General features: G+C 67.4%; 14 protein-coding genes. 9 read left to right on the forward strand and 5 right to left on the reverse strand.

The annotated features are described in order from the left end of the window. Positions 1–5: 5 nt before the first annotated feature. Positions 6–1,238 (forward strand): amidohydrolase family protein, encoded by a 1,233-nt coding sequence (locus BWQ92_RS20925; protein WP_076802892.1) that lies wholly within the window; start codon positions 6–8, stop codon positions 1,236–1,238. A 102-nt stretch (positions 1,239–1,340) separates the two neighbouring features. Here the strand turns inward: BWQ92_RS20925 and BWQ92_RS20930 are convergent, their stop codons facing one another. The 3 genes from BWQ92_RS20930 to BWQ92_RS20940 all read right to left on the reverse strand — a co-directional run bounded on the left by BWQ92_RS20930 (position 1,341) and on the right by BWQ92_RS20940 (position 4,724). Further along, on the reverse strand, positions 1,341–3,731 hold the full coding sequence (locus tag BWQ92_RS20930) for an ATP-binding cassette domain-containing protein (protein WP_076802894.1): 2,391 nt from the start codon (positions 3,729–3,731) through the stop codon (positions 1,341–1,343). Positions 3,732–3,859: 128 nt separating this feature from the next. Next, complete coding sequence (locus BWQ92_RS20935; protein WP_076802896.1) at positions 3,860–4,270, reverse strand: VOC family protein; 411 nt, start codon at positions 4,268–4,270, stop codon at positions 3,860–3,862. Between the two features lie 10 nt (positions 4,271–4,280). Then, the gene (locus tag BWQ92_RS20940) at positions 4,281–4,724 is read right to left on the reverse strand and encodes a helix-turn-helix transcriptional regulator (RefSeq protein ID WP_076802897.1); all 444 of its coding nucleotides are present in this window, start codon (positions 4,722–4,724) and stop codon (positions 4,281–4,283) included. 82 nt (positions 4,725–4,806) lie between these two features. On the opposite strand from BWQ92_RS20940, the gene BWQ92_RS20945 reads away from it, so the two are divergent. The 4 genes from BWQ92_RS20945 to BWQ92_RS20960 are packed head-to-tail and all read left to right on the forward strand — an operon-like array spanning position 4,807 to position 8,649. Continuing rightward, positions 4,807–5,988, forward strand: coding sequence for a type III polyketide synthase (locus tag BWQ92_RS20945; protein ID WP_076802899.1), 1,182 nt, complete (start codon positions 4,807–4,809; stop codon positions 5,986–5,988). 5 nt (positions 5,989–5,993) lie between these two features. Beyond that, the gene (locus tag BWQ92_RS20950; RefSeq protein WP_257787655.1) at positions 5,994–6,749 is read left to right on the forward strand and encodes a class I SAM-dependent methyltransferase; all 756 of its coding nucleotides are present in this window, start codon (positions 5,994–5,996) and stop codon (positions 6,747–6,749) included. Then, positions 6,746–7,879, forward strand: a complete 1,134-nt coding sequence (locus BWQ92_RS20955) for an FAD-dependent oxidoreductase (protein WP_076802901.1) — start codon at positions 6,746–6,748, stop codon at positions 7,877–7,879. Before BWQ92_RS20950 ends, BWQ92_RS20955 begins: the two co-directional genes overlap by 4 nt. Before the next feature lie 59 nt (positions 7,880–7,938). After that, positions 7,939–8,649 (forward strand): peptide deformylase, encoded by a 711-nt coding sequence (locus tag BWQ92_RS20960; protein ID WP_076802903.1) that lies wholly within the window; start codon positions 7,939–7,941, stop codon positions 8,647–8,649. On the opposite strand, the gene BWQ92_RS20965 is transcribed toward BWQ92_RS20960, so the two are convergent. After that, positions 8,646–10,763 (reverse strand): S9 family peptidase, encoded by a 2,118-nt coding sequence (locus BWQ92_RS20965; RefSeq protein WP_076802905.1) that lies wholly within the window; start codon positions 10,761–10,763, stop codon positions 8,646–8,648. The genes BWQ92_RS20960 and BWQ92_RS20965 overlap by 4 nt on opposite strands. A gap of 73 nt (positions 10,764–10,836) precedes the next feature. Between BWQ92_RS20965 and BWQ92_RS20970 the strand changes: the two genes are divergently transcribed. The 4 genes from BWQ92_RS20970 to BWQ92_RS20985 all read left to right on the forward strand — a co-directional run bounded on the left by BWQ92_RS20970 (position 10,837) and on the right by BWQ92_RS20985 (position 13,961). After that, the gene (locus tag BWQ92_RS20970) at positions 10,837–11,736 is read left to right on the forward strand and encodes a putative RNA methyltransferase (RefSeq protein ID WP_076802907.1); all 900 of its coding nucleotides are present in this window, start codon (positions 10,837–10,839) and stop codon (positions 11,734–11,736) included. 121 nt (positions 11,737–11,857) lie between these two features. Then, positions 11,858–12,319 (forward strand): NfeD family protein, encoded by a 462-nt coding sequence (locus BWQ92_RS20975; RefSeq protein WP_076802909.1) that lies wholly within the window; start codon positions 11,858–11,860, stop codon positions 12,317–12,319. 103 nt (positions 12,320–12,422) lie between these two features. Then, the gene (locus BWQ92_RS20980; RefSeq protein WP_076802911.1) at positions 12,423–13,400 is read left to right on the forward strand and encodes an SPFH domain-containing protein; all 978 of its coding nucleotides are present in this window, start codon (positions 12,423–12,425) and stop codon (positions 13,398–13,400) included. Between the two features lie 213 nt (positions 13,401–13,613). Next, positions 13,614–13,961, forward strand: coding sequence for an RNA polymerase-binding protein RbpA (locus BWQ92_RS20985; protein ID WP_076802913.1), 348 nt, complete (start codon positions 13,614–13,616; stop codon positions 13,959–13,961). Between the two features lie 122 nt (positions 13,962–14,083). On the opposite strand, the gene BWQ92_RS20990 is transcribed toward BWQ92_RS20985, so the two are convergent. Continuing rightward, entirely contained in the window at positions 14,084–14,821 is a 738-nt protein-coding gene (locus BWQ92_RS20990; RefSeq protein WP_076802915.1) for a polyprenol monophosphomannose synthase, read from the reverse strand. Between the last annotated feature and the right edge of the window lie 167 nt (positions 14,822–14,988).

The raw sequence follows: 14,988 nt of genomic DNA on the forward strand, positions 1-14,988 counted from the left end.
AACCCATGCTGATCACCAATGTCCGCCCGTGGGGCGGGGGCTCGGTGGACGTCGAGGTCCGGGAGGGGCGGATAGCCGCCCTTCACCCGGGAGGCACCGCCGTCGTAAATGCCGGGACGGCCGGTGATGCAGTGGACGGGCGCAACCGGATCGCGCTTCCGGCGTTCACCGACGTCCACGTCCACCTCGATTCCACGAGGATAGGGCTGCCGTTCCGCGAGCACACGGGGGCGCCCGGGGTGTGGAACATGATGTGCAACGACCGGGAGAACTGGCGGAACACCCCGATCCCGTACCCGGAGGTGGTGGCGGGAACGCTGGAACGGATGATTGCGCGGGGCACCACACGCGTCCGTTCCTACGCCCAGATCGACGTCGACTGCAAGCTGGATCGCTTCGAGGCGGTCATGGCTGCCAGGGAGCGCTTCGCCGGCGCCGCAACAGTGGAGATCATGGCCTTCCCCCAGGCCGGCCTGCTGCTGGAGGACGGCACCGTCCCCCTCCTTGAGGAGGCCCTCCGGACCGGTGCCACGACGATCGGCGGTATTGATCCCTGCCAGCTGGACCGGGACCCGGTGCGCCACCTGGACATCGTTTTCGGCCTCGCCGAGAAGTACGGGGTCGACGTCGACATCCACCTGCACGAGCCCGGTCACCTCGGGGTTTTCAGCGCGGAACTTATTTTCGAACGCACCCGGGCACTGGGCATGGAGGGACGCGTCTCACTCTCCCACGCCTACGACCTGGCCAACGTCCACCCCGACGTGACCGCCCGGCTCGTGGAGCAGATGGCCGAACTTGACGTTGCCTGGGCGACGGTCGCTCCCGCAAGCGGCGGTACCCAGTTCGACCTGGCCCAGATGACCGACGCCGGGATCCGGGTGGGGCTGGGCGAGGACGGCCAGCGGGACTACTGGAGCCCGTACGGCAACTGCGACATGCTGGACCGGACATGGCAGCTGGCGTTCACCCACCGGCTGCGCAAGGACCGCCTGATCGAGCACTGCGCCGCTATCGCCACAGTTGGGGGCGCCTCCATCATGGACCGCTCGGTCCAGCGCCTGACAAGCCCCGACGACCGGCCCGGCCTCGCCGTCGGGGACCCGGCAGACATCGTCCTGGTGGACGGCGAAACCGTCACGAGCACGGTCATGGACCGGGGCGCCGACCGCACCGTCATCCACGGGGGCAGGGTTGTTGCCGACGGGTTGTCCGTCCTGCCGGGCGCGGCAGCGTAGCGTACCGGTTCAGCGCGAACGTACACTTGTGGCCCCAAATCCGGCTGATTTTGGGGCCACAAGTGTACGTTCGCGCTGGTCTGTCAGGTCACGCAGGGTCTGTCAGCTGGCGCCGACGTAGGCCGCGAGGTGCTCGCCGGTCAGCGTTGACCTGCCGGCCACCAGATCAGCGGGCGATCCTTCGAAGACGATCCTGCCGCCGTCGTGCCCCGCGCCGGGACCGAGGTCGATGATCCAGTCCGCGTGGGCCATGACCGCCTGGTGGTGTTCGATGACGATCACCGACTTGCCCGAATCGACGAGCCGGTCGAGCAGGCCGAGGAGGTTTTCGACGTCGGCGAGATGCAGGCCGGTGGTGGGCTCGTCGAGGATGTAAACGTCGCCCTTGTCCGCCATCTGCGCAGCCAGCTTGAGCCGCTGCCGCTCGCCGCCGGACAGTGTGGTGAGCGGCTGGCCGAGGGTGAGGTAGCCAAGCCCGACGTCGGCCAGCCGGTCGAGGATCGTGTGGGCTGCCGGAGTGCGCGCATCACCGTCTTCGAAGAACTCCTCGGCCTCCGCCACCGACATCGCCAGCACCTCGGCGATGTTCCGGCCGCCCAGGGTGAACTCCAGCACCGCCGCCTGGAACCGCTTGCCGTCGCATTCCTCGCAGGTGGTCTCGACGGTGGCCATGACGCCCAGGTCCGTGTAGATGACCCCGGCGCCGTTGCAGGTGGGGCAGGCGCCCTCCGAGTTGGAGCTGAACAAGGCCGGCTTCACGCCGTTGGCCTTGGCGAAGGCCTTGCGGATCGGTTCGAGCAGCCCGGTGTAGGTGGCGGGGTTGCTGCGGCGGGAACCCCGGATGCCGGTCTGGTCGATCACCACCACGCCGTCGCGCTTGGCAACCGAGCCGTGGATCAGCGAGCTTTTGCCGGAACCGGCCACGCCGGTCAGCACGCACAGCACACCGAGCGGGATGTCGACGTCGACGTTCTTCAGGTTGTTCGATGACGCCCCGCGGATTTCCAGCGCGCCGGACGCGGGCCGCACCGAATCCTTCAGCTGCGCCCGGTCATCGAGGTGCCGGCCGGTGATGGTGTCACTCCCCCGCAGCCCCTCAACGGTGCCTTCGAAGCAGACGGTGCCGCCCCCGGTACCGGCACCGGGCCCGAGGTCGACGATGTGGTCGGCAATGGCAATGCTTTCCGGCTTGTGCTCGACGACGAGTACGGTGTTGCCCTTGTCGCGCAACTGGAGCAGAAGGGAATTCATCCGCTCGATGTCGTGGGGATGCAGGCCGATCGTGGGCTCATCGAAGACGTAGGTGACGTCCGTGAGCGACGAGCCCAAATGACGGATCATCTTGGTCCGCTGGGATTCTCCCCCGGACAGCGTGCCCGACGGCCGGTCCAGTGAGAGGTAGCCCAGCCCGATTTCGGCGAACGAGTCCAGCAGGTGCTGCAGGCCCGCGAGCAGCGGCGCCACGGACGGCTCGTCCAGGTCACGCACCCAGTCGGCGAGGTCGGTGATCTGCATGGCGCAGACATCGGCAATGTTCTTGCCCCTGATCTTCGACGACAACGCCTCCTGGCTGAGCCGGGTGCCGCCGCAGTCGGGACAGGTGGTGAACGTGATGGCCCGTTCCACAAAGGCGCGCACGTGCGGCTGCAGCGCGTCCACGTCCTTGGACAGCATCGACTTCTGGATCTTGGGGATGATGCCCTCGTAGGTCAGGTTGATGCCCTCAACCTTGATCTTCGTCGGCTCCTTGTAGAGCAGGTCGTGGAGTTCCTTCTTGGTGAACTTGCTGATCGGCTTGTCCATGTTGAAGCCGGCACCGCTGAAGATCCGGCCGTACCAGCCGTCCATGCTGTAGCCCGGGATGGTCAGGGCACCTTGGCTGAGCGACTTACTGTCGTCGTACAGCGCCGTCAGGTCGAAGTCGCTGACGTTGCCCATCCCCTCGCAGCGCGGACACATGCCGCCGAGCCGGTTAAAGGTCGCCTTCTCCGCCTTGGTCTTGTTGCCGCGCTCCACGGTGATCGCGCCGCTGGCCTTCACGGTCGGGATGTTGAAGGAGTACGCGTTGGGTGAGCCGATATGGGGGTCGCCGAGCCTGCTGAAAAGGATCCGCAGCATCGCGTTGGCATCTGTGGCGGTGCCAACAGTGGAACGGGGATTTGCGCCCATCCGCTCCTGGTCGACGATGATCGCGGTGGTCAGGCCCTCCAGCACATCAACCTCGGGCCGGGAAAGCGTCGGCATGAAGCCCTGCACGAACGCGCTGTAGGTTTCATTGATCATCCGCTGCGACTCCGCGGCGATCGTGCCGAACACCAGCGAGCTTTTGCCGGAGCCGGAGACGCCGGTGAACACGGTCAGGCGGCGCTTCGGGATTTCGACGCTGACGTCCTTGAGGTTGTTCACGCGCGCACCCTGCACGCGGATCAGGTCGTGGCCGTCGGCAGCGTGCACTCCGGAGGACTGCGTGTCCGTCCTGGTCGTTATGGTCATCGTGTTCCCATCTGTTAGGCGGATAGCAGCTGTCAGGCGGATGGCAGGCCGCGGAAATCGGGCGAAGGCCGCCGGGCCGCACCATGTCTGATTCTTGTTCCTTCGCCCGGCGGCGGCAACAGCAACTCCTAGCGGACCTCGTTGATGCGGATCAGGTTGCCTGCCGGATCGCGGAAGGCGCAGTCGCGGACGCCGTAGGGCTGGTCAGTGGGCTCCTGGACCACCTCGGCGCCGCTGGCCTGCACCTTGTCGAAGGTGCCGTCCAGGTCCGGGGTGCCGAGGACCAGGCGCGCGTAGGTGCCCTTGGCCATCATCTCGGTGATGGTGCGCCGCTCGTCCTCGGTGATACCGGGATCGGCAGCCGGCGGTTCCAGGACCACGGAGGTGCCGGGCTGGTCGGGCGGACCCATGGTGAGCCAGCGCATCCCGCCGTACCCCACGTCATTTCGGAGCTCAAAACCGAGGGTGTCGCGGTAGAACGCCAGGGAGGCGTCGGCGTCGTTATGGGGAAGGAAAGTGTAGTGAATGGTGAGGTTCATGCCGATCAGTCTAGGGACGGCCGGGCAGGACCGCTTCTCGATTCCTGACCGGTCTGCTGACCTGTTTCACCACGCACGGGGGCATTCCCGCCGTCTCCCCCGCCGCCTGCGTCCGGTATGCACTGGGTGGCATGCCGACCAGCTCGGTGAAGCGCGTGCTGAACGTGCCCAGCGAGGAACAGCCGACGGCGAAGCACACCTCCGTGACGCTGAGGTCGCCGCGCCGCAGCAGCGCCATTGCCCGTTCAATGCGCCGCGTCATCAGGTAGGAATACGGCGACTCGCCGTACGCTTCCCGGAACTGGCGGCTAAGGTGCCCGGCCGAAATGTTCACGCCGCGGGCAAGCGCCTCCACGTCCAGTGGCCGGGCGTACTCCCGGTCGATGCGGTCACGGACACGGCGAAGGCGCGCCAGATCCTCCAGGCGCTGTGTTTCGGCGGGCTTGCTGGTCACAGTCGAGATGGTGCTACCTCCCGCCGGAGTTGTCCAGTCCAATCCATTGTCTTAACCGTCCGCCCTCGTTAAGAATGAACGAATGACGGTCTATGTGAGAGCTCTTGAAACTGCAGTTCCTCCGACTCTGCTCATCCAGCACGAGGCCCGTGACGTGTTCGCCGCCCAGCCCGGGCTGACCCGCCTTGGCTCCCGGCTCGTGACCACCTGCTTCGATTCCGCGGCCATCGATACCCGGTACACCGCGGTGCGCGAGCTGACCCTGGACTCCGACGCCGAAGATCCGCAGTTCTTCGATCCGCAGACCGGCCTGCTGCGGAGCCCCAGCACCAAGGCCCGCAACAACCTCTTCGTAGAGGAGGCAACGAAGCTCTTTATCGAGGCGGCGGACGCGGCGGTTTCCAAGTGCGACGGCATTGATCGGCTGGACATCACCCACCTCGTCACGGTCTCCTGCACCGGTTTCTTCAACCCCGGGCCGGATTACAAGATCGTCCGCGCCCTGGGCCTTAACCCCGCGGTGCAGCGCTACCATCTCGGTTTCATGGGCTGTTACGCCGCCTTTCCCGCGCTGCGCGCGGCGAAATCCTTCTGTGAGGCAGATCCGACGGCGGTCGTTCTGGTTGTGTGCGCCGAGCTCTGTTCCCTGCACGTGCGCACCTCCAACGACCCGGACACGATCATGGGATCTGCCTTGTTTGCGGACGGCGCCGCGGCGGCCGTGGTGACGGCCCGCAATGACCTGCCGAATCCGCCGCTGCTCCAGCTGGACCACTTCGAGACCGTCCTGACGCCCGTGGGCGAGGATTCAATGGCCTGGAACATCGGCGATGAGGGCTTTGAAATGGTGCTCGGCAACTACGTGCCGCACATCATCGATGAACACATCGTGGGCGCCCTCGAGCCGCTGCTGGCACGCGACCCCTCGCTGCGGGAACTCCCCTACCGCGACATCACGCACTGGGCCATCCACCCTGGCGGCCGCAGCATCCTGGACAAGGTGCAGTCCCGGCTGGACCTCACGGACGAGCAGCTGCTGCCGGCGCGCGAAACGCTGCGGAACTACGGCAACATGAGCAGCGCCACGGTGCTCTTCGTCCTCAAGCACATCCTGATTCTTCCGCTGCGGGAGGGGGACGAACGCATCTGCTCCATGGCCTTCGGACCCGGGCTGACCGTGGAAACCGGCCTGTTCACGAAGGTGGCGCAGCCGGCGGATGAACCCGATGCCGTCGCCGGCGAGGCCGAGCCGTCCCTGGCCTGACGCCGGTGAGGATCCCGGGCGGCGGACCCGAGGCCGGCATCCTTGGCCCCGGTTTTCTTGGCGGGCGGGACACGGCAGCCGTGGAGGACATGGACCGGCCGGACTGCGACCCGGACCGGCTGCGGCGCACCTATGAGCAGTTTGGCCTGGTCAACCGCGTGGTGGCCGGCTGGCACCGGCTGTACCGGACCAGGGTGCGGCCGCAGCTCACTAGCTCCGGCGAGGCCGCGCTGCTGGACGTCGGCTGCGGCGGCGGCGACCTCGCCGTGATGATCGCCCGCTGGGCGGCCAGGGACAGGATCCCGCTTCACGTGACCGGGATTGACCCGGACGCCAGGGCCTACCGCTTCGCCGCCCGCCGCAAACCGGTTCCGGGCGTAAAGTTCAGGCAGGCCAGCAGCGGCGACCTGCTCGCCGAAGGCCGGCAGTACGACGTCGTCATTTCGAACCACGTGCTGCACCACCTGACCGCGCCGGAGCTGCAGTCCTTCCTGGACGATTCTGCCGGGCTCGCACGCCGGCTGGCCCTTCACAACGACCTGCGGCGCAGTGCGGCCGCCTATGCGCTGTTCAGTGCCGGCGCGCTGCCGCTCACCGGCTCCTACATCCGCGGGGACGGGCTGACCTCGATCAGGCGCAGTTATACCGTTACTGAACTGGCCGCCGTCGTCCCCGCCGGCTGGACCGTGGAGCCGCACGCCCCCTTCCACTGCCTGCTCAGCTACCGGCGGCACGATACCTACGGGCAGGGCCGGGCATGACCGACGTGCTGATTGTGGGCGGGGGCCCGGTTGGCCTCTTCCTCGGCTCGCTGCTCCTGCAGCAGGGGGTCGCGGTGCGGGTCCTGGAAAAGCGGGCCGGACGGAACGCGCACACCAGGGCCATCGGCATCCATCCGCCGGCCCTCGCCGCCCTGGAGCGCATCGGCGTTGCCCAGGAGCTGATCGGCCGGGGCATCCCGATCCGCCAGGGATTCGCGGTGAACAACGGCCGGAGGATCGCCCGCATGCCGTTCGCTGCCGTTTCCGATACGTATCCCTACGTCCTCGCCGTGCCCCAGCCCGTGACGGAGGAGGTGCTGGAGCGGCGGCTCCGGGAGCTGGACAGCGAGGCGCTGCTCCGGAACGCCCGCGTGACAGGAATGCACGACGACGGCGGCCGGGTCACCCTCAGCGTCACCACTGCCGCGGGTGCTGCCAGCTGCACCGCCGCTTTCGTCGTGGGCGCCGACGGCGCCTACTCGACAGTGCGGACCCTGCTGCGCGTCGCAGCGCCGGAGAAACTGTACCCGGACCACTACCTGATGGGCGACTTCCCCGAATCAAGTCCCTTCGGCCACGACGCCGCACTCTTCCTGGAAAGCGAAGGCATCGTGGAGTCCTTTCCGCTTCCCGGCAGTGTCCGCCGCTGGGTGGTCCGGCTGGGGAAGCCTCCGGCCAGCCCCGACGCAGAACAGCTGGCCGGACTCGTCGCCCGCCGGACCCGGACGGCGCTGGACGCCGGTGCCAACACCATGCTCAGCGGCTTCAGCGTCCGCTCCCGGCTGGCCGCGCGCATGGTCTCCGGCCGGACCGCGCTTATCGGTGATGCCGCGCATGAGATCAGCCCCATCGGCGGACAGGGAATGAACCTCGGCTGGCTGGACGCCGAAGCGCTGCTGCCGGTTCTCCTCGACATTGTGCGCGGTCAGCCCGCCATTGCAGCCCTCCGGCAATTCGACGCCGCACGGCGCCGCGCGGCAGCCACCGCCAGGCGCCAGGCCGAGGTGAACATGGCGCTGGGCCGGCCGCTGCCCAATGTTCTGCTGCGCCCCCGGAACGCGGCGATCGCCCGGGCCGCAGCCATCCCGGCCTTCAATGCCCTGGTGGCGCGCCGCTTCACCATGCAGTAGCCCGCTGTCCGGGACACGCTGCTGCACAGCACCGTGGGATACGGCATTAGGCTGTCCCCATGGTCCACGCATCCCCGCCTACGTCCTACAGCCCCGCCCGCATCCGGGAAACCGTGCAGGAACTGCTGGCCTCGGACTCCCTGCCGCCTATTGTGCAGGCCGGCCACCCCGTCCTCAGGCAGCACGCCGCTCCCTTTGAGGGCCAGCTGGAGTCCGCGGAGCTCAGCCAGCTGATTGTCCTGATGAGGAAGGTCATGCATGCCGCTCCCGGCGTCGGCCTGGCGGCTCCGCAGCTGGGCGTTCCGCTGCAGCTGGCCGTCCTCGAGGACCAGTTTGAGATCGACGACGCCGTTGCAGCGGCAAGGGGCCGGGCACCGCTGGAGTTCTTCGCCATGCTGAATCCGTCCTACTCCCCCGTGGGCGCCGGCACGGCCGCCTTCTTCGAAGGCTGCCTGTCACTGTCCGGCTTGCAGGCCGTGGTCGAGCGTGCCGAAAGCGTGCGGCTGGAGTATGTAACGCCCGACGGCGGACAGGTCACCAGGGACTTCAGCGGCTGGCAGGCGCGGATCGTCCAGCACGAGACCGACCACCTCCACGGCCGGCTCTACATCGACCGCGCCGAGCTCCGCTCACTCAGCACCAACAGCGAATACGCTGCGCGCTGGGCCGAACCGGGCATCGGCACCGCCAGCCGGGAGCTTGGCTTCCCGTCCGGCGCAGGGGCATACGTGGAGACCGGCCGGGAAGCTGCACCGGATTCTGCGGGCTAGCTGGATTCACCTCTGTTGCTGTCCGTCGGCAGGTACTTTGCCCACCAGGCCAGGATGTGTTCGAACCGCTGCCGCCGGTGATGCGGCGTCCCGGTGCGCGACAGCTCGTGGTCCTCACCGGGGAACACGAGGAACGAAGAGTCGACGCCCTGCTGCTTGAGCGCCGTGAAGTAGCGCTGGCCCTGTTCCACCGGGCAACGGAGGTCATCCTCGCTGTGGATGACCAGCGTGGGCGTCCGGACCGCGGCGACCGTGGCCATCGGGCTTTGCGCGGCCACTTGGTCCGCTGCTGAGCCGACATACTCACCGCCGAAGAACCAGCCGATGTCCGACGAGCCCGTGAAGCTCACGGGATCCAGGAAACCCCGCTCCACGATGGCTGCCCGGAACCGGTGGTCCTGGCTGATGGTCCACGCCGTGAGGTACCCGCCGTAGGAGCCGCCCATGATGCCGAGGGCGCCGGCGTCGAGGGAGGAGAATTTCTCCAGGCTGCCGTCCAGGAAGGCCAGCACGTCCTGCATGTCCACCGTGCCCATCCGCTCCTTGATGCTCCGTCCATGGGCCTGGCCATAGCCGGCCGAGCCGCGCGGATTGCACATCAGCACGGCATAGCCGGCCGAGGCGTAGACCTGCGCCTCATCGAAGAACGCGGTGGTGTACTGCGCGAACGGTCCGCCATGGATGTTCAGCAACACGGGGTGCGGACCCTTCCCCGGCGGCAGCACCAGCCAGCCGTGGACCGGGTAGCCGTCAGGGGCCGGGAACGTTAATTCCTGCGGTTCGATGATGCCCGCTTCAGTCCGCAGCGCGGCGGAGAAGTCGCTGAGCAGGCGCAGCTGGCCATCCTCGAGGACGGCCACGTCCCCTGCCGTGGCGGCGTCGCTGTAGCTGAGGAACACCGTGCCGGCACCATCCTCGGCTCCGCCGACCACCCTGTCACCGTGAACGAGGAGGGAATGGTTCCCGGTGGCGCTGAACTCGAGCAGCTCCACCGTCCCCTGGGCGGTGTTGAGTACCAGCGCACTGTCCTGGCCGCGGAGGCCGATGGTGTTGCCGGGCGCTGCAACGTCCATGTTCTCGGCATCGCTCAGGGCCGTGGCGTCGCCGCCGCTGGCGGGCATGGCGTACAGGACCGTGTTTTTGGCAACGAAGTCCTGGCGGGTGCTGCCCAGGTCCTGCCCGGTGAAGAACAGCCAGCGCCCGTCGGCCGACTCACGGACGTCGGAGACCGTCTGGGCACCCAGGTTGGGGACCGGCACCAGAGCCGGCGTGCCGCCGTCGGCCTTCACCCGGTAGATCCCGGTGGCCAGATCCTGGTCGGCATCCTCGTGGAGGGCAGCCACGAAGTAGACGGCAGTGCCGTCGCGGCTGAAGGTGGCGCCGGTGTGGTCGGTTGCCGCCGTCGTGAGCTGGCGTGCCTCCGGGAACCCGCCGGATTCCCCGCCTGACGCTGCAGAGCGGCCGGCCTCGCCGTTGTCGCTGCCCGCGTCGTCCCGGCGCGTATCGTCATCGCCCGTGCTGTTGTTGCCCGCCGCACTGTCGTTCCGCCTGGCGCCGCGCCCCACTGGCTTGACCCAGGGTTCCCGGCCCAGTTCGGGCACGTCGAGCAGGAAAAGCTGCAGGGGCTTGTCCCGGGTGTAGCCCACACCGTTCATCCGGTACTTGTAGTCCGTGATCAGCCGCGCGTCCTCGGCGCCGGAGCCCACACCGTCGACCGTTCCGTAGCGGCCGTCTTCCGGCTCCCGGGACGCGAAGACGATCCGGGTGGAATCCGGCGACCATGCGAACGAACTGACGCCCATCTTTCTGTCGGTCAGGGCCTGCGGCTCCCCGCCGGCAGCCTCCACCACGTGGAGCTGGGGCTTGCCGCCCGGGCTGGCGCGGAGGAAAGCCAGCACCCGCCCGTCCGGCGAAAACGCGGGCGCCGTGTCACGGAAGCCCCGGGTGATCCGCCGGGGCAGCTTTTCGGGGTCCCGCGGCACACTCCACAGCTGGCCAACATACGAGTCGGCGGCAAAGTCAGGCCGGACAACGGACACAACGGCCCTGGTGCCGTCAGGGAGGACTGCGGGGGCGGAGACGGAATTGAGCAGCGGCAGATGTTCAGGCTTCACCCACGTGAGCCTAGCGGGTCGGGCCATGGCGCGGAACGAAGGCACGGAAAACGCCTGCCCTAGGATTGTCCTCATGCTTTCGCGCCTACCCGTCCTCCTTTGCCCCGTCTGCCGCCAGGACCTCCAGCCCGTCCACGACGGCGGAACAGGCCGGGTCCGGGCGCTAGCATGCCAGGAGCGGCACAGCTTCGACGCCGCCCGGCAGGGGTATTTCAACCTGCTGGTGGGCAAGGGAACCGCCTTCGAATCGGATACGGCGGAGATGGTTGCGGCAAGGACAGCCTTCCTCGACGCCGGCCACTACCGGCCGTTGGCCGACGCCCTGGCGCAGGCCGCGGCGCCGGCCCTGCAGGGCCCCGCCCCCGCGGTGCTCGACTCCGGAACGGGGACGGGACACTACCTGCGGGCGATCCTGGACTATTTGGACGGCAGCGGTGCTCGGGACAGTCGCGAAGGGCTTGCCGCCGTCGGGCTGGACATCTCCAAGTTCGCCCTGCGCCGCGCCGCCAGGCTGAACCCGGAAGCCATCAACCTGGTGGGTGACGTCTGGCAGCCGCTGCCCCTGCCCGACGCCGCCGTCGACGTCGTCACCGTGGTGTTCGCGCCGCGCAACGCTGCCGAGTTCGCCCGAGTCCTCAAGCCCGCCGGCAGGCTGATCGTGGTGACGCCGCGTGCCGGCCACCTCGGCGAGGTCGCCAGCCAGGCCGGACTGCTGGGCATCGATCCGGCCAAGGACGAACGCCTGGCCGAGGCGCTTGCCGGCCGCTTTGCACCGCTGTCGACCCGGGACATCGACGTGGACCTGTCGCTTTCCCCGGAGGACGTGGCCAACCTGGCGCTCATGGGCCCGGCCGGCCACCACACGGACCGTGCCGCGCTGACCGAAAAGCTGGCCGGACTTCCGCCCGTCACCCGGGTCTCCGCACGGTTCCGGATCAGCGTCTTCGTGCCCTCGGAAATCCCCGCTCTATAACGGCTTGGCCACGTTCCCCCGCCGCCCGCCATTCCCCTGCCGGGCGCCCCTGCTTCGGTCTACGATGGAAGAAAGTTACTGAGGGTCTGCCCCGCAGCCCTCGGGATCAAGGGGGAACGCGATGTTCGAATGGCTTGGCCAAAATTGGTGGGCGCTGTGGCTCACCCTCTTCCTGGTGTTCGCCGCCGTGGAGATGCTGACCCTTGACCTGTTTTTCATCATGCTGGGCGGAGGGGCCCTGGCAGGCGTGGTCGCCGACTTTGCCGGCGCGGACCTGTGGCTTCAGATCGTGGTGTTTTGCGTCGTCTCGCTGCTCATGATCGTCTTCGTCCGCCCGGTGACCCTCAAGCACCTGCACAAAGGGCCGCCCGAACAGCGCACCAACATCGACCGCCTGATCGGCGAATCAGCTCTCGTCCTCGAGGCCGTAACGGCCACGGGCGGACGCGTGAAGATCGGCGGCGACATCTGGAGCGCGCGCTCGCAGTCCGGGCTCCTGCCCGAAGGCCAGCGCGTCATCGTCTCGGCCATCGAAGGTGCGACGGCGGTTGTCTCGCCCCAGGCTGAGACCGCGGTCCAGTAGGCGGTTCCCTCACGGGTTTCTACGCCCGCCGCGGCGGAGCGGCAGATTGCGGCGAACTTTCGCCAGGTTAGAGCTTCACTGAAAGTTGGGGACAAGGAGAAGTATGGATAGCCCAGGAGGAGTCGCCCTCACGTTTGTGATGGTGGTTCTGATCATTTTCGTCATCATCGTGCTGGTCCGCTCGGTACGGATCGTGCCGCAGGCCCGGGCCGGCGTCGTGGAACGGCTGGGGAAATACCAGCGGACGCTCAACCCCGGACTGACCCTCCTCATCCCCTTTGTTGACCGGCTCCTGCCGCTGCTGGACCTCCGCGAGCAGGTGGTGTCCTTCCCGCCGCAGCCCGTGATCACCGAGGACAACCTCGTGGTGTCGATCGACACGGTCGTGTACTTCCAGGTCACAGACCCGCGCGCTGCCACCTACGAGATCGCCAACTACATCCAGGCCGTGGAACAGCTGACCACCACCACCCTGCGCAACGTGGTGGGCGGCCTCAACCTGGAAGAGGCGCTCACGTCCCGCGACCAGATCAACGGCCAGCTGCGCGGTGTGCTGGATGAGGCCACCGGCCGCTGGGGTATCCGTGTTTCCCGGGTGGAGCTGAAGGCCATCGACCCGCCGCACTCCATCCAGGATTCGATGGAGAAGCAGATGAGGGCGGAACGCGACCGCCGTGCAGCGATCCTGACCGCAGAGGGAACCAAGCAGTCTGCGATCCTGACGGCGGAAGGGCAGCGCCAGGCCGCCATCCTCAAAGCCGAGGGTGAAGCGAAGGCTGCCATCCTGCGTGCCGACGGTGAGTCGCAGGCCATCCAGAAGGTGTTCGACGCCATCCACAAGGGCAACCCCGACCAGAAGCTGCTGGCGTACCAGTACCTGCAGACTCTGCCGAAGCTCGCGGACGGGTCCTCCAACAAGCTGTGGATCATCCCGAGTGAAGTCGGCGAGGCACTGAAGGGCATTGGCAGCGCCCTGGGCGGAACCAACCCTGATCCCCGCTCCGGTGACCTGTTCAAGGGTCAGGAATCCGGGCCGGACGGCGGCCAGGGCAGCGAGGCTGCGGCCCGCACCCAGCCGTAGCGTTTCGTGCCTGCACCTCAAATTGCTGTGCCCTGCCCGTATCCGTATAATGGGATATTTGTCCGGCCGGATCAGTCCGTGCGGAACAACAATGCTTGGCGAAGCGTTTCACCTAGTGATGCTACGTGAACCACACCGTAGTCCGGAGACACCTCTTTAGGGGTTTCCGACTAGCGCGGAGTCCGCTCCGCGAACCGATTAGAGGGAGAAATCATGAGCGATCGCAGCCTGCGGGGCATGCGTCTTGGCGCCCAAAGCATGGAGACCGAATCCGGCGTGGAGCCGGCTCCGCGTCAGCGGGTTGAGTACCGGTGCGAGGACGGCGAACAGGTTTTCGTAACCTTTTCCTCCGAAGCCGAAATTCCCCCTGTCTGGGTTTCCAAGACCGGCAAGGAAGCGCTGCTCGTTGATGGCGAACGCCCGGACACCAGCAGCGAGAAGGCAGTCCGCACCCACTGGGACATGCTGCTGGAGCGCCGCTCGCTTCCCGAACTGGAGCAGATCCTCGAAGACCGCCTCACAATCCTGCGCGAGCGTCGCGGCGAACGGCGTTCAGCCTGACCACCGCTGCTGACTAGCGCTTTAAGCAAAGGGCCGGATCCGTTGCACCACGTGGTTGCAACGGATCCGGCCTTTTGCGTATCCGTCCTGTGCCGGCTAAATAGGCCGGCTTAGGGAGCCCGCTAGTCGCGGGGGCTCTTGCCGGTCAGCTTCTGCCAGCGGGCGGTCAGCCCCCACTTTGTCACGTTGACCATTGCTTCAATCACGATGTTGCCGCTCATCTTGGAAGCACCGAGCTCACGCTCCACGAAGGTGATGGGCCGCTCCACGATGTTCAGCCCCATCTTGGCAACGCGCCATGCGAGGTCCACCTGGAAGCCGTAGCCCACGGAGTCGACCTGGTCCAGGTTGAGCTTCTCCAGCGTGGTGCGGCGGAACGCCCGGTAGCCGCCGGTCACGTCCTTGATCTTGAGGCCGAGCATGATGCGGGCATAGGTGCTGCCGGTCCGGGAAATCGCCTGGCGGTACAGCGGCCAGTTCACCACGCTGCCGCCCTTGACCCAGCGGGAACCCATGGCCAGGTCTGCGCCCTGGTCCACAGCCTCCAGCAGCGAAGGCAGCTGTTCCGGCTGGTGCGACCCGTCGGCGTCCATCTCCACGAGGACGTCGTACCCGGCATCAAGTCCCCACTTGAAACCCGCAATGTAGGCGGCGCCCAGGCCTTCCTTGCCCTTGCGGTGCAGGACGTGGACCTGGCTGTCCCCGGCAGCGATGCTGTCCGCCAGCGCTCCGGTGCCGTCCGGGCTGTTGTCGTCCACGACGAGGACGTCAGAAGCCGGCACCGCGGCGCGCAGGCGTCCCAGAGTCTTCGGGAGCGACTCCAGCTCGTTGTAGGTGGGGATGATGGTGAGGACACGCACAGGGAGGCCTTTCCTGGATGGGAGCGGTCAGCACGCGCGGAGCCCGGCGGGAACGCCGACTCGCAAAGCGCAACTCTCCATTATACGGGGACCGGGAAGCGCTTCTGTCCGCGATGGAACTGCTCCGCCACGGGCGGGTCCATGCGCCACGGGCCAGTTCCTGATGC

The organism is Arthrobacter sp. QXT-31, assembly GCF_001969265.1.
Classification (GTDB): Bacteria; Actinomycetota; Actinomycetes; order Actinomycetales; family Micrococcaceae; genus Arthrobacter.